Source organism: Paraburkholderia sp. CI2 (assembly GCF_014201055.1).
GTDB lineage: Bacteria > Pseudomonadota > Gammaproteobacteria > Burkholderiales > Burkholderiaceae > Paraburkholderia > Paraburkholderia tuberum.
On the sequence record NZ_JACHDL010000017.1, the window covers coordinates 52040 to 66420 of the forward strand.

12 protein-coding genes are annotated in these 14381 nt (G+C 67.0%); 5 read left to right on the forward strand and 7 right to left on the reverse strand.

The genetic code is table 11. The features are described from left to right. The first annotated feature begins 344 nt into the window (after nucleotides 1-344). From xdhA to guaD, 5 genes are all read left to right on the forward strand, one after another. Nucleotides 345-1883: a xanthine dehydrogenase small subunit gene (gene xdhA, locus HDG32_RS22425; protein ID WP_184070761.1), complete on the forward strand. Its 1539-nt coding sequence runs from the start codon at nucleotides 345-347 to the stop codon at nucleotides 1881-1883. After that, complete coding sequence (xdhB, locus tag HDG32_RS22430; protein ID WP_184070763.1) at nucleotides 1883-4372, forward strand: xanthine dehydrogenase molybdopterin binding subunit; 2490 nt, start codon at nucleotides 1883-1885, stop codon at nucleotides 4370-4372. Before xdhA ends, xdhB begins: the two co-directional genes overlap by 1 nt. Continuing rightward, the gene (gene xdhC, locus HDG32_RS22435) at nucleotides 4353-5369 is read left to right on the forward strand and encodes a xanthine dehydrogenase accessory protein XdhC (RefSeq protein WP_184070765.1); all 1017 of its coding nucleotides are present in this window, start codon (nucleotides 4353-4355) and stop codon (nucleotides 5367-5369) included. Before xdhB ends, xdhC begins: the two co-directional genes overlap by 20 nt. 47 nt (nucleotides 5370-5416) lie before the next feature. Then, nucleotides 5417-6466, forward strand: coding sequence for an adenosine deaminase (locus tag HDG32_RS22440; RefSeq protein WP_184070767.1), 1050 nt, complete (start codon nucleotides 5417-5419; stop codon nucleotides 6464-6466). Nucleotides 6467-6631: 165 nt separating this feature from the next. Next, a complete protein-coding gene (guaD, locus tag HDG32_RS22445) occupies nucleotides 6632-7999 on the forward strand; it encodes a guanine deaminase (protein ID WP_184070769.1) in 1368 nt (455 codons plus the stop codon). A 78-nt stretch (nucleotides 8000-8077) separates the two neighbouring features. On the opposite strand, the gene HDG32_RS22450 is transcribed toward guaD, so the two are convergent. From HDG32_RS22450 to HDG32_RS22480, 7 genes are all read right to left on the reverse strand, one after another. Continuing rightward, nucleotides 8078-8452: a hypothetical protein gene (locus HDG32_RS22450; RefSeq protein WP_184070771.1), complete on the reverse strand. Its 375-nt coding sequence runs from the start codon at nucleotides 8450-8452 to the stop codon at nucleotides 8078-8080. A gap of 11 nt (nucleotides 8453-8463) precedes the next feature. After that, nucleotides 8464-9276, reverse strand: a complete 813-nt coding sequence (locus HDG32_RS36600; RefSeq protein ID WP_260336556.1) for a hypothetical protein — start codon at nucleotides 9274-9276, stop codon at nucleotides 8464-8466. A gap of 147 nt (nucleotides 9277-9423) precedes the next feature. Continuing rightward, a complete protein-coding gene (locus tag HDG32_RS22460; protein ID WP_184070773.1) occupies nucleotides 9424-10668 on the reverse strand; it encodes an NAD(P)/FAD-dependent oxidoreductase in 1245 nt (414 codons plus the stop codon). After that, nucleotides 10665-11945 carry a beta-ketoacyl synthase gene (locus tag HDG32_RS22465; protein ID WP_184070776.1) on the reverse strand — a complete coding sequence of 427 codons (1281 nt, stop codon included), beginning with the start codon at nucleotides 11943-11945 and terminating at the stop codon, nucleotides 10665-10667. The genes HDG32_RS22460 and HDG32_RS22465 overlap by 4 nt, the downstream gene beginning before the upstream one ends. Beyond that, nucleotides 11942-13168, reverse strand: a complete 1227-nt coding sequence (locus tag HDG32_RS22470; RefSeq protein ID WP_184070778.1) for a beta-ketoacyl-ACP synthase — start codon at nucleotides 13166-13168, stop codon at nucleotides 11942-11944. Before HDG32_RS22470 ends, HDG32_RS22465 begins: the two co-directional genes overlap by 4 nt. Then, a complete protein-coding gene (locus tag HDG32_RS22475) occupies nucleotides 13168-13893 on the reverse strand; it encodes a 3-ketoacyl-ACP reductase FabG2 (protein ID WP_184070780.1) in 726 nt (241 codons plus the stop codon). The genes HDG32_RS22470 and HDG32_RS22475 overlap by 1 nt, the downstream gene beginning before the upstream one ends. After that, nucleotides 13890-14378, reverse strand: coding sequence for a hotdog family protein (locus HDG32_RS22480; protein WP_184070782.1), 489 nt, complete (start codon nucleotides 14376-14378; stop codon nucleotides 13890-13892). The genes HDG32_RS22475 and HDG32_RS22480 overlap by 4 nt, the downstream gene beginning before the upstream one ends. Nucleotides 14379-14381: the final 3 nt, after the last annotated feature.

Here is a 14381-nt window from a genome sequence, read left to right on the forward strand (position 1 = left end):
AGCGCCGAACTCGCCGCCAGGACGCTTACCGATTCGCATCGCCAATGACGCCGGACTTCGTGTTGCCCATGCCGGGCACCGAAGTCCGGCGTTTTTTCTGCGCGACGTTCCGCGATCGCGCGCCGTTCCTGTCGGTCCCCGCTCCGCGCACGCAACTTCTCGCCTCGGCGCGAATCGTACCCGGATCATGACCGCCGCCGCATGAGCTTCATGCGACACGGGAAATATTTTCGGGCCGGGGTAGTGCTATCTTCGGGTATGGATGGCGATCTACGTGCGCGAGGCCGGCTTTTTGCGACCCCATGCGTAACGCGCGCCCGGTCCGCACTGTCTTCCGATTCGCCATGACAACGCAAACCATCCGCTTCTACCACCAGGGGTCCGTCCGCGAGGTCGCGGGCGTGCCGGCGACGCGCACCGTGCTGCAGCACCTGCGCGAGGACTTGCGCTGCACCGGCACCAAGGAAGGCTGCGCGGAAGGCGACTGCGGCGCATGCACGGTCGTGATCGGCGAACTCGATGCGCGCGGCGACCTCACGTTGAAGGCGGTCAACGCCTGCATCCAGTTCCTGCCGACACTCGACGGCCGCGCCCTCTTCACCGTCGAAGACCTGCGCGCCGCGAACGGCGCGCTGCATCCGGTGCAGCAGGCGCTGGTCGACTGTCATGGTTCGCAATGCGGCTTCTGCACACCCGGCTTCGTCATGTCGATGTGGGCGCTCTACGAGAACCAGCCCGTCAGCGCCGGCCTGCCGACCCGCCATGAAATCGACGCCGCGCTGTCCGGCAATCTGTGCCGCTGCACGGGCTACCGGCCGATCATCGACGCCGCGCAGAAGATGTTCGACTACGCGCAGCATCCGCGCGTCGCGCTCGACCGCGACGCGATCGCGGCCACGCTGCGTACGCTGCAACGCAAAGACACGTTCGAATACAGCGCGCCAGGCACCCGCGGCGCCGCCTTCGGCTCGCCCACCTTCCACGCCCCGCTCACGCTCGACGCGTTCGCGACGCTGCGCGCGCAGCACCCGGACGCGCGCATCGTCGCGGGCAGCACCGACGTCGGCTTGTGGGTCACCAAGCAGTTCCGCGATCTCGGCGATCTGCTGTACACCGGCAACGTCGCGGAACTGAAGACGATCGCGCGCGACGCGCAAACGCTGACCATCGGTGCGGCGGTCACGCTCGAGGACGCGTACGCGGCGCTCACCGCCGACTACCCCGAACTCGCCGAACTATGGACGCGCTTCGCATCGCTGCCGATCCGCAATGCGGGCACGCTCGGCGGCAACGTCGCGAACGGCTCGCCGATCGGCGATTCGATGCCGGCACTGCTCGCGCTCGGCGCCGATGTCGAGTTGCGCCGCGATCGCACGACCCGCACCGTGCCGCTCGACGCGTTCTACCTCGGCTATCAGAAGACCGCGCTCGCGGAAGGCGAATTCGTCAGCGCGCTGCGCGTGCCTCGCCCGGCCGGCGCGCTGCGGTTTCGCACCTACAAGGTGGCGAAGCGTTACGACCAGGACATCTCGGCGGTGTGCGCAGCGTTTGCGCTGCACGTCGCGGAAGATGGCACGATCCGCGCGGCGCGGGTCGCGTTCGGCGGCATGGCGGCGACGCCGAAGCGGGCCGCGCATGCCGAAGCCGCGCTCAGCGGCGCGGCGTGGAACGAACCGACGGCCCGTCGCGCGATGGACGCGCTCGCCGCCGACTATCAGCCGCTCACCGACATGCGCGCGTCGAGCGCGTATCGGCTGAGGGTCGCGCGCAATCTGCTGTGGCGCCTCTACCTCGAAACGCGCGACGACGCGCCGCTCGCGCTCTGCGACGTGAACGCGTTCGCGTTCGAGGCCAACGCAGCCGTCGTGAAGGAGTCGCCGTGATGAACCGGACCGATGCCTTTATCGAACCCGCGGGCGCGCGTGCCGATCAACGCGAGGACGCGTCGATCGGCGTACCGCTGCCGCACGAATCCGCCGCGCTGCACGTGAGCGGCGAAGCGACCTACACGGACGACATCGCCGAGCTGCACGGCACGCTGCACGCGGCGCTCGGCCTGTCGCGCCATGCGCATGCGCGCATCGTGTCGATGGATCTCGACGCGGTGAGAAACGCGCCCGGCGTGATCGCGGTGCTGAGCGCCGACGATATCCCTGGCGAAAACAATTGCGGCCCGGTGCTGCACGACGATCCGATCCTCGCCGACGGCGAAGTGCTCTATCTCGGCCAGCCGGTCTTCGCGGTGATCGCCGAGAGCCACGAACTCGCACGTCGCGCCGCCGCGCTCGCGAAAAGCGACGACGTGATCCGCTACGAGCCGCTCGACGCGATCCTCACCGTCGCCGACGCGAAAGCCGCGAAGCAGTTCGTGCTGCCGCCACTGCATCTGCGGCGCGGCGACCCCGACGCGAAGATCGCCGCCGCGCCGCATCGACTGGCCGGCAGGTTCGAGGTCGGCGGCCAGGAGCAGTTCTATCTCGAAGGCCAGATCGCCTATGCGGTGCCGAAGGAAATGGACGGCATGCTCGTCTACAGCTCGACGCAGCATCCGAGCGAAATGCAGCAGGTCGTCGCGCACATGCTCGACTGGCCCGCGCATAACGTCGTCTGCGAATGCCGGCGCATGGGCGGCGGCTTCGGCGGCAAGGAATCGCAATCGGCGCTGTTCGCGTGCGTGGCCGCGCTTGCGGCGCAACGCCTGCGTCGCCCGGTCAAGCTGCGCGCCGATCGCGACGACGACTTTCTGATCACCGGCAAGCGCCACGATGCGGTCTACGAGTACGAAGCGGGCTTTGACGACAGCGGGCGTCTGAGCGGCGTGCACGTCGAAATCGCATTGCGCGCCGGCTATTCCGCGGATCTGTCCGGCGCGGTCGCGACGCGCGCGGTGTGCCACTTCGACAACGCGTACTACCTGTCCGACGTCGATATCGTCGCGCTGTGCTGCAAGACCAATACGCAGTCGAACACCGCGTTTCGCGGCTTCGGCGGACCGCAGGGCGCGCTCGTGATGGAGGTGCTGCTCGACGGCATCGCGCGCGAGCTGCGGCTCGATCCGCTCGACGTGCGGCTCGCGAATTACTACGGCGTCGGCGAACGGGATACGACGCCGTACGGACAACGCGTCGAAGACAACATCATCGCGCCGCTGACCGACGCGCTGCTAGATTCGTGTGACTACCGCGCGCGTCGCGCGGCACTCGCCGAATTCAATGCGAAGAGTCCCGTGCTCAAACGCGGCCTCGCGTTTTCGCCGGTCAAGTTCGGCATCTCGTTCAACGTGCCGTTCCTGAATCAGGCCGGCGCGCTCGTGCACGTGTACAAGGACGGCTCCGTGCTCGTCAATCACGGCGGCACCGAGATGGGCCAGGGGCTCAACACGAAAGTCGCGCAGGTGGTCGCGAATCAGTTCGGCTTGCCGTTATCGCGCGTCCGGGTGACCGCGACCGATACCTCGAAGATCGCCAACACGTCGGCCACCGCGGCCTCGACCGGCAGCGACCTGAACGGCATGGCCGCCGAAGCCGCCGCGCGGACGATCCGCGCGCGGCTCGCCGAACTCGCGGTGCGCCAGCTCGGTGGCGACGCCAACGACGTGCAATTCGCGCGCGGCAGCGTGTCGGTGAACGGCGGCGCGCTGCCGTTCGAACAGCTCGTCAACGCCGCGTATCTCGCGCGCGTGCAGTTGTGGTCGGACGGCTTCTACGCGACGCCGAAAGTGCATTGGGATGCGAAGTCGCTGACCGGTCATCCGTTCTATTACTTCGCGTACGGTGCGGCGGTGTCGGAGGTCGTCGTCGATACGCTGACCGGCGAGTGGAAGCTCCTGCGCGCGGACTTGCTGCACGACGCGGGCCAGTCGATCAATCCGGCGATCGATCTCGGCCAGATCGAAGGCGGCTTCATTCAGGGCATGGGCTGGCTCACCACTGAAGAGCTATGGTGGAACCGCGACGGCCGCCTGATGACGCACGCGCCGTCGACGTACAAGATTCCCGCGGTCAGCGACACGCCCGCCGCGTTCCACGTTCGGCTCTACGACAACAGCAACGCCGAGCCGACCGTGTTCCGCTCGAAGGCGGTCGGCGAGCCGCCGTTGCTGCTGCCGTTTTCGGTGTTTCTCGCGATTCGCGACGCGATCGCGGCCGCAGTGCCGGGCGCGCGACATGCTCCGCCGTTGCGCGCGCCGGCGACGCCCGAGGCGATACTCGATGCGCTGGACGCTTTGAATGCGCCGGACGCGTCGCAGAACGCAAACCCGGTCGAACCCGCCGCGCACCCCGACAGCGCCGTCCCCCACACGCCACCCGCCGCGCCGACACCTGAAGCGGCCCCCCACGGAGAATCGCCGGATGCAAGCCTGGCTCACTGACCTGCAACATCTTGTCGCGCATGGCGACGCCGCCGTGCTGGTGACGGTCGCGCGCGTCGAAGGTTCGGCGCCGCGCGAAGCCGGCACGAAGATGATCGTCACGCGCGAGGCGGCCAGGCATACGATTGGCGGCGGCCACCTCGAATGGAAGGCGATCGAGACCGCGCGCCAGGTGCTGCGCGACGGCATGCGCGCGCCGCACATGCGCCGGCTCGAACGCTTCGCGCTGGGGCCGAGCCTCGGCCAGTGCTGCGGCGGCGCCGTGATCCTCGCGTTCGAGCGGCTCGACGTCGGCGATCTCGGCTGGCTCACGTCGCTCGCCAAGCGCCTCGCGGCGGGGCAATCGACGGTGCGTAGCGTATCATTCGGCCCCGCGCCGGATGCGGTGATGCTGTCCGAGCCCGAGCCCGGCATCGACGGCGCCGACTGTCTGCTGTGGGACGGCGCCGGTTTCGACGACAGCAGCGCGCTCCTGACCGAAACCATCGCGCCGGGCGAATTCGCCGTCGTGCTGTTCGGCGCCGGTCACGTCGGCGCGGCGCTCGTGCGCGTGCTGGCGACACTGCCTTGCACGGTGCGCTGGGTCGACGAGCGCGACGCGCAGTTTCCGTCGCTCGATGCGCTGCACGCGCCGAACGTGACGATCGACGCGAACGACGCACCCGACGAGGCGATCGATCAGGCCGCGCCGAACACGTACTTCGTCGTGATGACGCACAACCACGCGCGCGATCTCGAACTGGCCGAACGCATCCTGCGGCGCGGCGACTTCGCGTTCTTCGGCATGATCGGCTCGCATACCAAGCGCAAGCAGTTCGAGCATCGGCTCGCGGCTCGCGGCATCGATCCGGCGCGGATCGCGCGGATGAAGTGTCCGCTCGGTGTCGACGGCATCGTCGACAAGTCGCCCGAGGTCATCGCGATCTCGGCGGCCGCGCAGGTGTTGCAGGCCGTCGAGGCGAACGCGGGTGCGCGCCACCCGACGCAGGCGGTTTGATACGCGGCCGGAGCCGCTCGTTACCCAACACACAATTCCAAACCACGATGAACCCGACAACCGCTACCCCTGTTTCCCCCGTTACGCTCGCCGACAAAACCGCGCGCGCACCGAAGGCCGAGCTGCATATCCACATCGAAGGCTCGCTCGAACCCGAGCTGATTTTCGCGCTCGCGCAACGCAACGGCGTGAAGCTCGCCTACGACTCGGTGGAAGCCTTGCGCGCCGCCTATGCGTTCACCGACCTGCAATCGTTCCTCGACATCTACTACGCGGGCGCGAGCGTGCTGCTGCACGAGCAGGACTTCTACGACATGACGATGGCCTACGTCGAGCGCTGTCTCGCCGACAACGTCGTGCATAGCGAAATCTTCTTCGACCCGCAGACGCATACCGAGCGCGGCGTGCGGATCGCGACCGTCGTGGCCGGCATCGAACGCGCGCTCGCCGACGCGGAGAAGCGCGGCATGTCGAGCAAGCTGATCCTGTGTTTCCTGCGCCATCTGTCCGAGGACGATGCGCTCGCCACCTTCGACGAAGCGCTGCCGCTGTTCGAGCAGTACGAGCATCGGCTGATCGGCGTGGGGCTCGATTCGTCGGAACGCGGCCATCCGCCGTCGAAGTTCGAGCGCGTGTTCGCGAAGGCGCGCGCGCTCGGTCTGAAGCTCGTCGCGCATGCGGGCGAGGAAGGCCCGCCGTCCTACATCTACGAGGCGCTCGACGTGCTGAAGGTCGACCGCGTCGATCACGGCGTGCGCAGCATCGAGGACCCGGCGCTCGTCACGCGTCTCGCCGATACGCGCGTCGCGCTGACCGTGTGCCCGCTGTCGAACCTGAAGCTGTGCGTGTTCGACGACCTGACCAGGCACACGCTGAAAGACCTGCTCGATCGCGGCGTCGCGGTGACCGTCAATTCCGACGATCCGGCCTATTTCGGCGGCTACGTGAACGCGAACTATCTGGCGACGATCGACGCGCTGAAGCTCGACGACGCCGAGGTCTACACGATCATCCGCAACGGCTTCGAGGCGTCGTTCGTGACGCCCGAGGAACGCGCGATGCTGATCGGTAAGCTCGACGCGTATTGGCGGCACTGAGTGGCGGCACTGAGCCGCGCGCCGACGGATTTCAACTGACAGGCCTCGACCGACGTCGGCCGCCGGCGGCTTCGCTTCGTTCGGGCAAACGGCAACGACCCGAACCGGGAAGCCGCTGCCGCTGCCTGCGCCGCCCAGCTTTCAACATTCGGAGACAGCTTTTCCATGACTGAATCGGCTCATACCGCGCAAGCGGCGGCGCAAGCGGCATTCCGCGCCCCTCTGCTGACCTTCAACGGCGATCCGGCGCACGCGCCGAACGCCGTGGTGTTTCACGAGGACGGTCTCCTGATCGTGGAAGACGGCCGCGTCGTCGCGGCGGACGCGTATGCGGCGCTCGCGTCGCGGCTCGCGCCCGGCACGCAGGTCGTGGAGCGGCGCGACAAGCTGATCGTGCCGGGCTTCATCGATACCCACATCCACTATCCGCAGACCGACATGATCGCGTCGCCGGCGCCGGGTCTGCTGCCGTGGCTCGACACGTACACGTTCCCAACTGAGCGCCGCTTCGCCGACATCGCGCACGCCCGCGACACGGCGAGCTTTTTCCTCGACGAACTGCTCGCCTGCGGCACGACGACCGCGCTCGTGTACTGCACGGTCCACAAGGAATCCGCCGACGCCCTCTTCGCCGAGAGCGAAGCGCGCAATCTGCGCATGGTCGCGGGCAAGGTGCTGATGGACCGCCACTGCCCCGCGTCCCTACGCGACACCGCGCAATCGGGCTACGACGACAGCGCCGAGCTGATCGGCCGCTGGCACGATCGCGGCCGCCAGATGTACGCGCTGACGCCGCGCTTCGCGCCGACCTCGACCGAGGCGCAGCTCGAAGCATGCGGCGCGCTCGCGCGGCTGCATCCGGACGTGTTCGTCCAGAGCCACGTCGCCGAGAACACCGACGAGGTGAAATGGGTCGCCGAGCTGTTCCCCGGCCACCGCAGCTATCTCGACATCTACGATCACTATGGGCTCTTGCGCCGTCGCGCGGTGTACGGCCATTGCATCTACCTCGACGACGAGGACCGCAAGCGCATGGCGCAAACCGGCGCGCTCGCGTCGCACTGCCCGACCTCGAACCTGTTCCTCGGCAGCGGCCTGTTCGACTTCGACAAGGCCGACTCGGCCGGCATGCCGATCGCGCTCGCGACCGACGTCGGCGGCGGCACGTCGTTCTCGATGCTGCAGACGATGAACGAAGCGCACAAGGTCGCGCGCCTCGGCGGCCATCATCTGACGGCGACGCGCATGTTCTATCTCGCGACCGCCGGCGCGGCCGAAGCGCTCGATCTCGGCGACAAGATCGGCACGCTGAGGGACGGCTCGGAAGCGGACTTCGTCGTGCTCGATCCGCAGGCGACGCCGCTGCTCGCGCGCCGCACCGCGCGGCGCGAATCGCTCGAGGAGCTGCTGTTCGCATTCGCGCTGCTCGGTGACGATCGCGCCGTGTATGAAACGTATGCGGCCGGCAAGTGCGTGCATCGCCGCGACGACGCGCGCCAGCGCGTGCCGGGGCGCGCGAAGATCGCGGCTTGACACCAGCTTCGGTTGAGACGCCCCAGTCGCAGAAGAAACGCTAGTGCGCGTCTTGGTCCGCGAGTGCTCACAAATTGGCTATTCAGTGTCAATTTCGAGCGTCTCAAATTCGACGGCAATCTCAGCGCCAACTGTTGAGAAAACGTATGCGATATGGTCGGCACGGCGCTTTCCAAAATGCGCGGATTTCTTGAGTACCTCGATTGCCGCGGCATATGCCTCGTCACCGGGTTTCAACACCTCAATCGAATTGACGATGTTCAACAATCCACCGTCAATGATGCTCGCGCGCGTCACTCCAAGAAAGGTAACGGTCGCGCGCCGGCTCTCCTCGTACAACCCAAGTGTTAGTACGTTTGGTGTATTGGCGCCACCTTCCTTGCTGGTCGCAATCGCATCCAGGTACCAGTCATGAAAACCGCCGAACTGTTCCAGTGCATCTGTGATGGTCATGGTGGCTTGTCCTATGGAAGTATGGAGACCGGCCAGCCGTGATCGCGACCCTGGTCGTCCCAGTTGTGGGCGTGCGGATTTGGCTGGCCATGATGGTTGTCGAAGTCAATATCAACGGTCGGGGTGCCTTGTGAACCGTACATCCGCCATTGCTTCTTTTTCCCCGGCGCGTTCTCAACCCACGTGTTGGGCATACCCTCAAACGGGATTCCAGCCAGTTCCGTCGAATCCCCCGACAAGTCGTTAGCGTAGTATGCGAACGGCTGGGCATCGCCGAGCAGCGTTGAGGCGCCCGCATCGTGGGCCAGATCGCCGTCGCTGCTGCTGGGTGCCGTGGCCGCGCGTGCAGCGATCAGCCCGGTTTGCCGGGTGGCTGGATCAGCCCGGCCGGACAGCATGGGTTCCCCGTTCGGGAGACCGACGGCCCTCGCCGCGAGATTGCTCAACGGCGTGCTGTGGGGGGATGGAAACAGGTCAGCCCGAGGGCCTTTAATGGCAAGACGAGCACCTCTGCGTAGATCGTCGAGAAGCGCATTAATGATCCACCAGCCATCGGTGTTGCGGTTCCAGTTTCGCACACCATCAAACGCCAGCAACTGACGATCAATGAGACGCCTGAGCAGCGTTAGGTCCTCCTCCCACTTTCTCTGATTCAATCTGGCAATACTGAGAAATTCCTGGGTCTCCGCCTTGGCCTTCTGAAGGTCTGCGGCCCTTCCGAGGCACGCCTTGTAGTGCCACTCATCGCAGATGACATAACAGGCACCGAGGGGCCTTTGACAGCGCAGTTCCACGGAGTGCATTTCAAATACGGACAAGGACATAGGCGTGTCGACGATCTATTTGAAGTTGCTGCCCGGATTGGCAGCATCCAGATAGATACCGTGCTCGGGGTTGTCCGTATATGGGCGACAGCCCAAAACCTCAACTGCCCTCGATCCCCTGGGACACGCCCAAAGCGGCGGCCCGCCTCAGCCCGCCTTGCACACCTCGTGCAACGCGTTGAGGCGCCGCACCGGATCCGCGACATACGGATTCGACTCGTCCCACGCGTAACCGGCGAGCACCGCGCAGATCATGCGGCGGATCGGCGTCACCTGTTCCGGGTAGTAGATGATGTCCTGCAGCTCGCCCGTGTACCAGCGCTCGACGAATGCGCGGAACGTATCGATGCCCTTGCGCAACGGCACGTCGTAATCGGCTGACCAGTCGAGCGTCGCGCCGTCGAGCTGCCGGTTCAGCGCGCGCGCCGCCAGATGCGCGGAGCGCAGCGCGATCGTCACGCCCGACGAAAACACCGGATCGAGAAACTCGCCCGCATTGCCGAGCAGCGCATAGCCCGGCCCGTGCAGACTCGCGACATTCGCCGCGTAGCCGCCGATCTGCCGCACCGGCATCAGGAACGGCGCCTGCCCGATCAGCCGGTTCAGCGTCGGCTCCTGCCGGATCAGCGCGCGCAGCGTCGCCTCGCGCTGTGTTTCGGGCACCTCGAGAAAACTCGCCTCGGCGACACATCCCACCGAACAACGGCCGCCCGCGAGCGGAATCATCCAGAACCACACGTCGCGACGCTCGGGATGCGTCGCAATGCAGATCTTGTTGCGATCGATGTCGTCGAGCGCGAGCCCGTCGCGCACGTGCGTGAACAATGCGGCGCGGGTCGGCATGCGCGTCGGCGCCTCCAGCTTCAGCAGGCGCGGCAGCACGCGCCCGAAGCCGCTCGCATCGAGCACGAAACGCGCTTCGACCCGATACGCGCCGGCACTTTCATCGACTACGTCGAGCACCGGTGCCGCGCCCGTGCGCACCGCGCTCACCGTGTGGCCGAACCGCACGTCGGCACCCTGCGCGGCCGCGCAGCGAATCAGCACGTCGTCGAACAGCGCGCGCTCGACCTGGTACGTGGTGCCCCAGCCCGGCGAATGCTTGTCGCGAAAGTCGAACGACGAGCTCTGGTCGCGATATACGAAGTGCGCGCCGTTCTTGTACTGGAAGCCCGCCTCGACGACGGCCTGCAGCATGCCGGCCTCTTCGAGGTACGCCATGCTTTGCGGCAACAGGCTCTCGCCGATCGAGAAGCGCGGAAAGTGCTGACGCTCCAGCACCAGCACCGAGCGGCCTGCCTTACGCAGCAGCGCGGCGGCCACCGCGCCGGCGGGACCCGCGCCGATGATCGCGACGTCGACCACGGTCCGCTTTGAAGAATCGCTGTTCAAATCACTCCTCCAACGGTTTGCGTGCGTTGCCGCGCCGTATGCGAGCCTCGCCACGCTTCGAACATCAGGCTCGCGCAGCTCCCGCCGAACCCGAAAGAAACCGACATCGCCGTGTCGATGCGCGCGTCGCGCGGCAAGCGCACGAGCGGCATGTCCCGCACTTGCGGCTCCGGCGTATCGACCAGCGCGGTCGCCGCGATGAAGCCGTCGCGCATCATCAACAGCGTATAGATCGCTTCGTGCGCGCCGCACGCGCCGAGCGAATGCCCGGTCATGCCCTTGGTCGACGAAAACGCGGGCAACCCTTGCGCCGATGCACCGAACACCTCGCGCAACGCGTGCAGCTCTTCGAGATCGCCGAGCGGTGTGGACGGCGCATGCGTGTTCACGTAGTCGGGACGCCGGCCCGCCTGCTCGAGCGCGCCGCGCATCGCGCGCGCGATGCCGGCCGCACGCGGCGCGACCATGCCCGCGCGATCGGTGCAATCGCCGAAGCCGCTCAGCTCCGCGTAGATGCGCGCGCCGCGCGCGAGCGCATGGTCGAGCGCTTCGAGCACGAGCACGCCGCCGCCCGATGCGATCACGAAACCGTCGCGCTGCGTGTCGTACGGTCGCGACGCGCTCCGGGGCGTGTCGTTGAAGCGGCGCGACAGCGCGCCCATCGCGTCGAACATCAGCGTCGTGTTGTCGTGCAGCGCTTCGCTGCCGCCCGCGAGCACGATCTGCTGGCGGCCGGTCTGGATCAGCTGCATCGCCTGCCCGATCGCGAGCGCCGACGTCGTGCATGCCGATGACGGCGAATAGCTGACGCCTTCGAGCCCGAACATCTGCGCGACGTTCGCCGACGCGGTGCTGCTCATCACATGCGGCACCGTGAACGGCGGCACCTTGTCGACGCCGCGCGAGTGCGCGATCGCGAGCGCCGCGTCGTAGCTCGCCATCGTGCCGACGCCCGAGCCGATCACGACACCCGCGCCCGGCGACTGCAATGAAACGAGGTCGAGCCTTGCATCGTCGATCGCGCGTCGCGCCGCGTGGCACGCAAAGCGCGCGGTGTCGCCCATGAAGCGTTCGAGCTTGCGCTCGAACGGCGCCTCGTGCGCGACCGACGCCGCGCCCGCGACTTGCGATGCAAGCCCGCGCTCGCGCCATGCATCGATACGTTCGATTCGCGAGTGCCCCGCGCGCAACGCCGCGCAGACCTGGTCGAGCGTATTGCCGAGACACGACACGATGCCCATGCCGGTCACGACCACGCGTTGCAGGCCTGTGCTCATCGAACGCGCCGGAAAATCAGCGACGTGTTGATGCCGCCGAACGCGAAGTTGTTGCTCATCGCGTACTCGGCGTCGATCTCGCGCGCGCCGCCGACGATGTAATCCAGCGGCGCGCAAGCCGGATCGAGGTGGTCGAGATTCAGGGTGGGCACGTACCAGTTGCGCTTCATCATCTCGATCGTCCACCACGCCTCGAGCGCGCCGCACGCGCCGAGCGTATGGCCGACATAGCTTTTCAGCGAGCTGATCGGCATGCGCGCGCCGAAGGTCTGCGCGGTCGCATGGCTTTCGGCGATGTCGCCGCGATCGGTCGACGTACCGTGCGCGTTCACGTAGGCAATCGCTTCGGGCGGCAATTGCGCGTCGCGCAGCGCGAGTTGCATCGCGAGCGCCATCGTGTCGGCGGTGGGTTGCGTCATGTGCGCGCCGTCCGAGTTGCAGCCGAAGCCGACCACTTCCGCGTGAATCCGCGCGCCGCGCGCCAGCGCATGCTCGTACTCTTCGAGGACGAGCGTCGCCGCGCCCTCGCCGACCACGAGGCCGTCGCGCGCGGCATCGAACGGACGCGGCGTCAGATGCGGCTCGTCGTTGCGCGTGCTGGTCGCGTACAGCGTGTCGAACACGGCGACCGCGGGACCCGACAGCTCTTCCGCGCCGCCCGCGAGCATCAGCGTCTGTTTGCCGGACTGGATCGCCTCGTACGCATAGCCGATCGCCTGGCTGCCCGACGCGCACGCGCACGAGGTCGGGATGATGCGGCCTTTGAGGCCCCAGAACAGGCTCACGTTGACGGCCGTCGTATGCGGCATCATCTGCACGTAGCTGTTCGACGTGACGTTGCTCATCAAGCCGGTTTCGAGCATCGTGCCGAACGCGCGGATCGGCTGCACCGAGCCCGACGACGAACCGTACGCGACGCCCATGCGGCCATCCGCGATGCTCGTGTCGTCGGCGAGGCCCGCGTCGGCGAGCGCGAGTTCGCTCGCGCGCACCGAGTACAGCGACACCGGGCCCATCGAACGCACTTTCTTGCGCGGGTAATGCGCGGGGATCGTGAACCCGGGCAGCGGACACGCGAGCCGCGTATGCAGCGACTCGAAGTAATCCCACTCGGAGATGCGCCGCACCGCGTTCTCGCCGCGTTTCAGGCGCGCTTGAACCGCGTCCCAGCTATCGCCGAACGCGGTCACGCCGCCCATGCCAGTGATGACGACGCGCTTCATCAGACCATCCCGCCGTTCACGCCGATCACCTGGCGCGTCACATACGACGCGCCATCCGACATCAGAAAGCTCACCACCGACGCGACCTCGGCCGGCTGGCCGACGCGGTTCATCGGCACGGTCTTCAGCGCGTGATCGAGCGTCACCTGTTCGAGCATGCCGGTTTCGATCAACCCCGGCGCGACGCAATTGACGGTGATGTTGCGCGACGCGAGTTCGACCGCGAGCGCCTTGGTCGCGCCGATCAGTCCCGCTTTCGCGGCGCTGTAATTGACCTGGCCGCGATTGCCCATCACGCCCGACACCGACGCGATCGTGACGATACGGCCGCCCTGGCGCGCGCGCACCATCGGCATGGTCAGCGGATGCACGACGTTGTAGAAGGCATCGAGGCCGGTTTCGATCACGACGTCCCAGTCTTCTTCGGTGAGCGCCGGAAACGCCGCGTCGCGCGTGACACCCGCGCTGCACACGATGCCGTAGTACGGACCGTGCGCGGCGACGTCGGCTTCGAGCGCCTCGCGGCACACGGCACGCTCGCGCACGTCGAATTGCAGCACGCGCGCCGTGCCGCCCTGCGCGGCGATGCCCGTCGCGACCGCGTCGGCTTCGCTGCGTCCGGTGCGGCAATGCACGGTCACGGCGAAACCGTCGGCGGCCAACTTGTACGCAATCGCGCGGCCGATGCCGCGGCTTGCGCCGGTAACGAGAACTCGCCGGCTCATGAACTCATACTCCCTTCGATGAATGACTGGAAATCGGGCGGTTGAAACACCTTGATCACCGCTTCGGCACAGCGCGCGTCGCCGTCGTCGATCGTGCATTCGTAGGCACTGTGGCCTGCGTCGCTGCGCAGCAGCTCGCTCACGTGAACGCGCAAACGCGCGCCGCTTTGGAACACCGGCTGCAGCGCCTGATAGCTGCGCGAGCCGAGCAGCACGCCGGGACGCGCATGGCCGCCGCCGCGCATCGCGACGAGCGCGATGTGCGCGGCGATCGCCTGCGCCATCAGCTCGATGCCGATCCAGGCGGGCATCGCGCCGGCGGCGTCGGCATACCATGCGTGCGGGTCGACGTCGGCGAAGGCGCTCAGCGTGGTGTCGGCGAACGTGTCGATCGCATCGAGCAGCAGCATGCTGCCGCGATGCGGGATGATCGCCTCGATCGGCTGACGCACGAGTTGCTCGACAGTGAATGGCGGAGTCGTCATGCG

Bases quoted from the DNA above. Each gene is read 5' to 3' on its own strand.
- HDG32_RS22480 (WP_184070782.1), bottom strand. From the start codon at position 14,378: ATGACGACTCCGCCATTCACTGTCGAGCAACTCGTGCGTCAGCCGATC.
- xdhC (WP_184070765.1), top strand. From the start codon at position 4,353: ATGCAAGCCTGGCTCACTGACCTGCAACATCTTGTCGCGCATGGCGAC.
- HDG32_RS22465 (WP_184070776.1), bottom strand. From the start codon at position 11,945: ATGAGCACAGGCCTGCAACGCGTGGTCGTGACCGGCATGGGCATCGTG.
- HDG32_RS22475 (WP_184070780.1), bottom strand. From the start codon at position 13,893: ATGAGCCGGCGAGTTCTCGTTACCGGCGCAAGCCGCGGCATCGGCCGC.
- HDG32_RS22450 (WP_184070771.1), bottom strand. From the start codon at position 8,452: ATGACCATCACAGATGCACTGGAACAGTTCGGCGGTTTTCATGACTGG.
- xdhA (WP_184070761.1), top strand. From the start codon at position 345: ATGACAACGCAAACCATCCGCTTCTACCACCAGGGGTCCGTCCGCGAG.
- HDG32_RS22470 (WP_184070778.1), bottom strand. From the start codon at position 13,168: ATGAAGCGCGTCGTCATCACTGGCATGGGCGGCGTGACCGCGTTCGGC.
- HDG32_RS36600 (WP_260336556.1), bottom strand. From the start codon at position 9,276: ATGTCCTTGTCCGTATTTGAAATGCACTCCGTGGAACTGCGCTGTCAA.
- HDG32_RS22440 (WP_184070767.1), top strand. From the start codon at position 5,417: ATGAACCCGACAACCGCTACCCCTGTTTCCCCCGTTACGCTCGCCGAC.
- xdhB (WP_184070763.1), top strand. From the start codon at position 1,883: ATGAACCGGACCGATGCCTTTATCGAACCCGCGGGCGCGCGTGCCGAT.
- guaD (WP_184070769.1), top strand. From the start codon at position 6,632: ATGACTGAATCGGCTCATACCGCGCAAGCGGCGGCGCAAGCGGCATTC.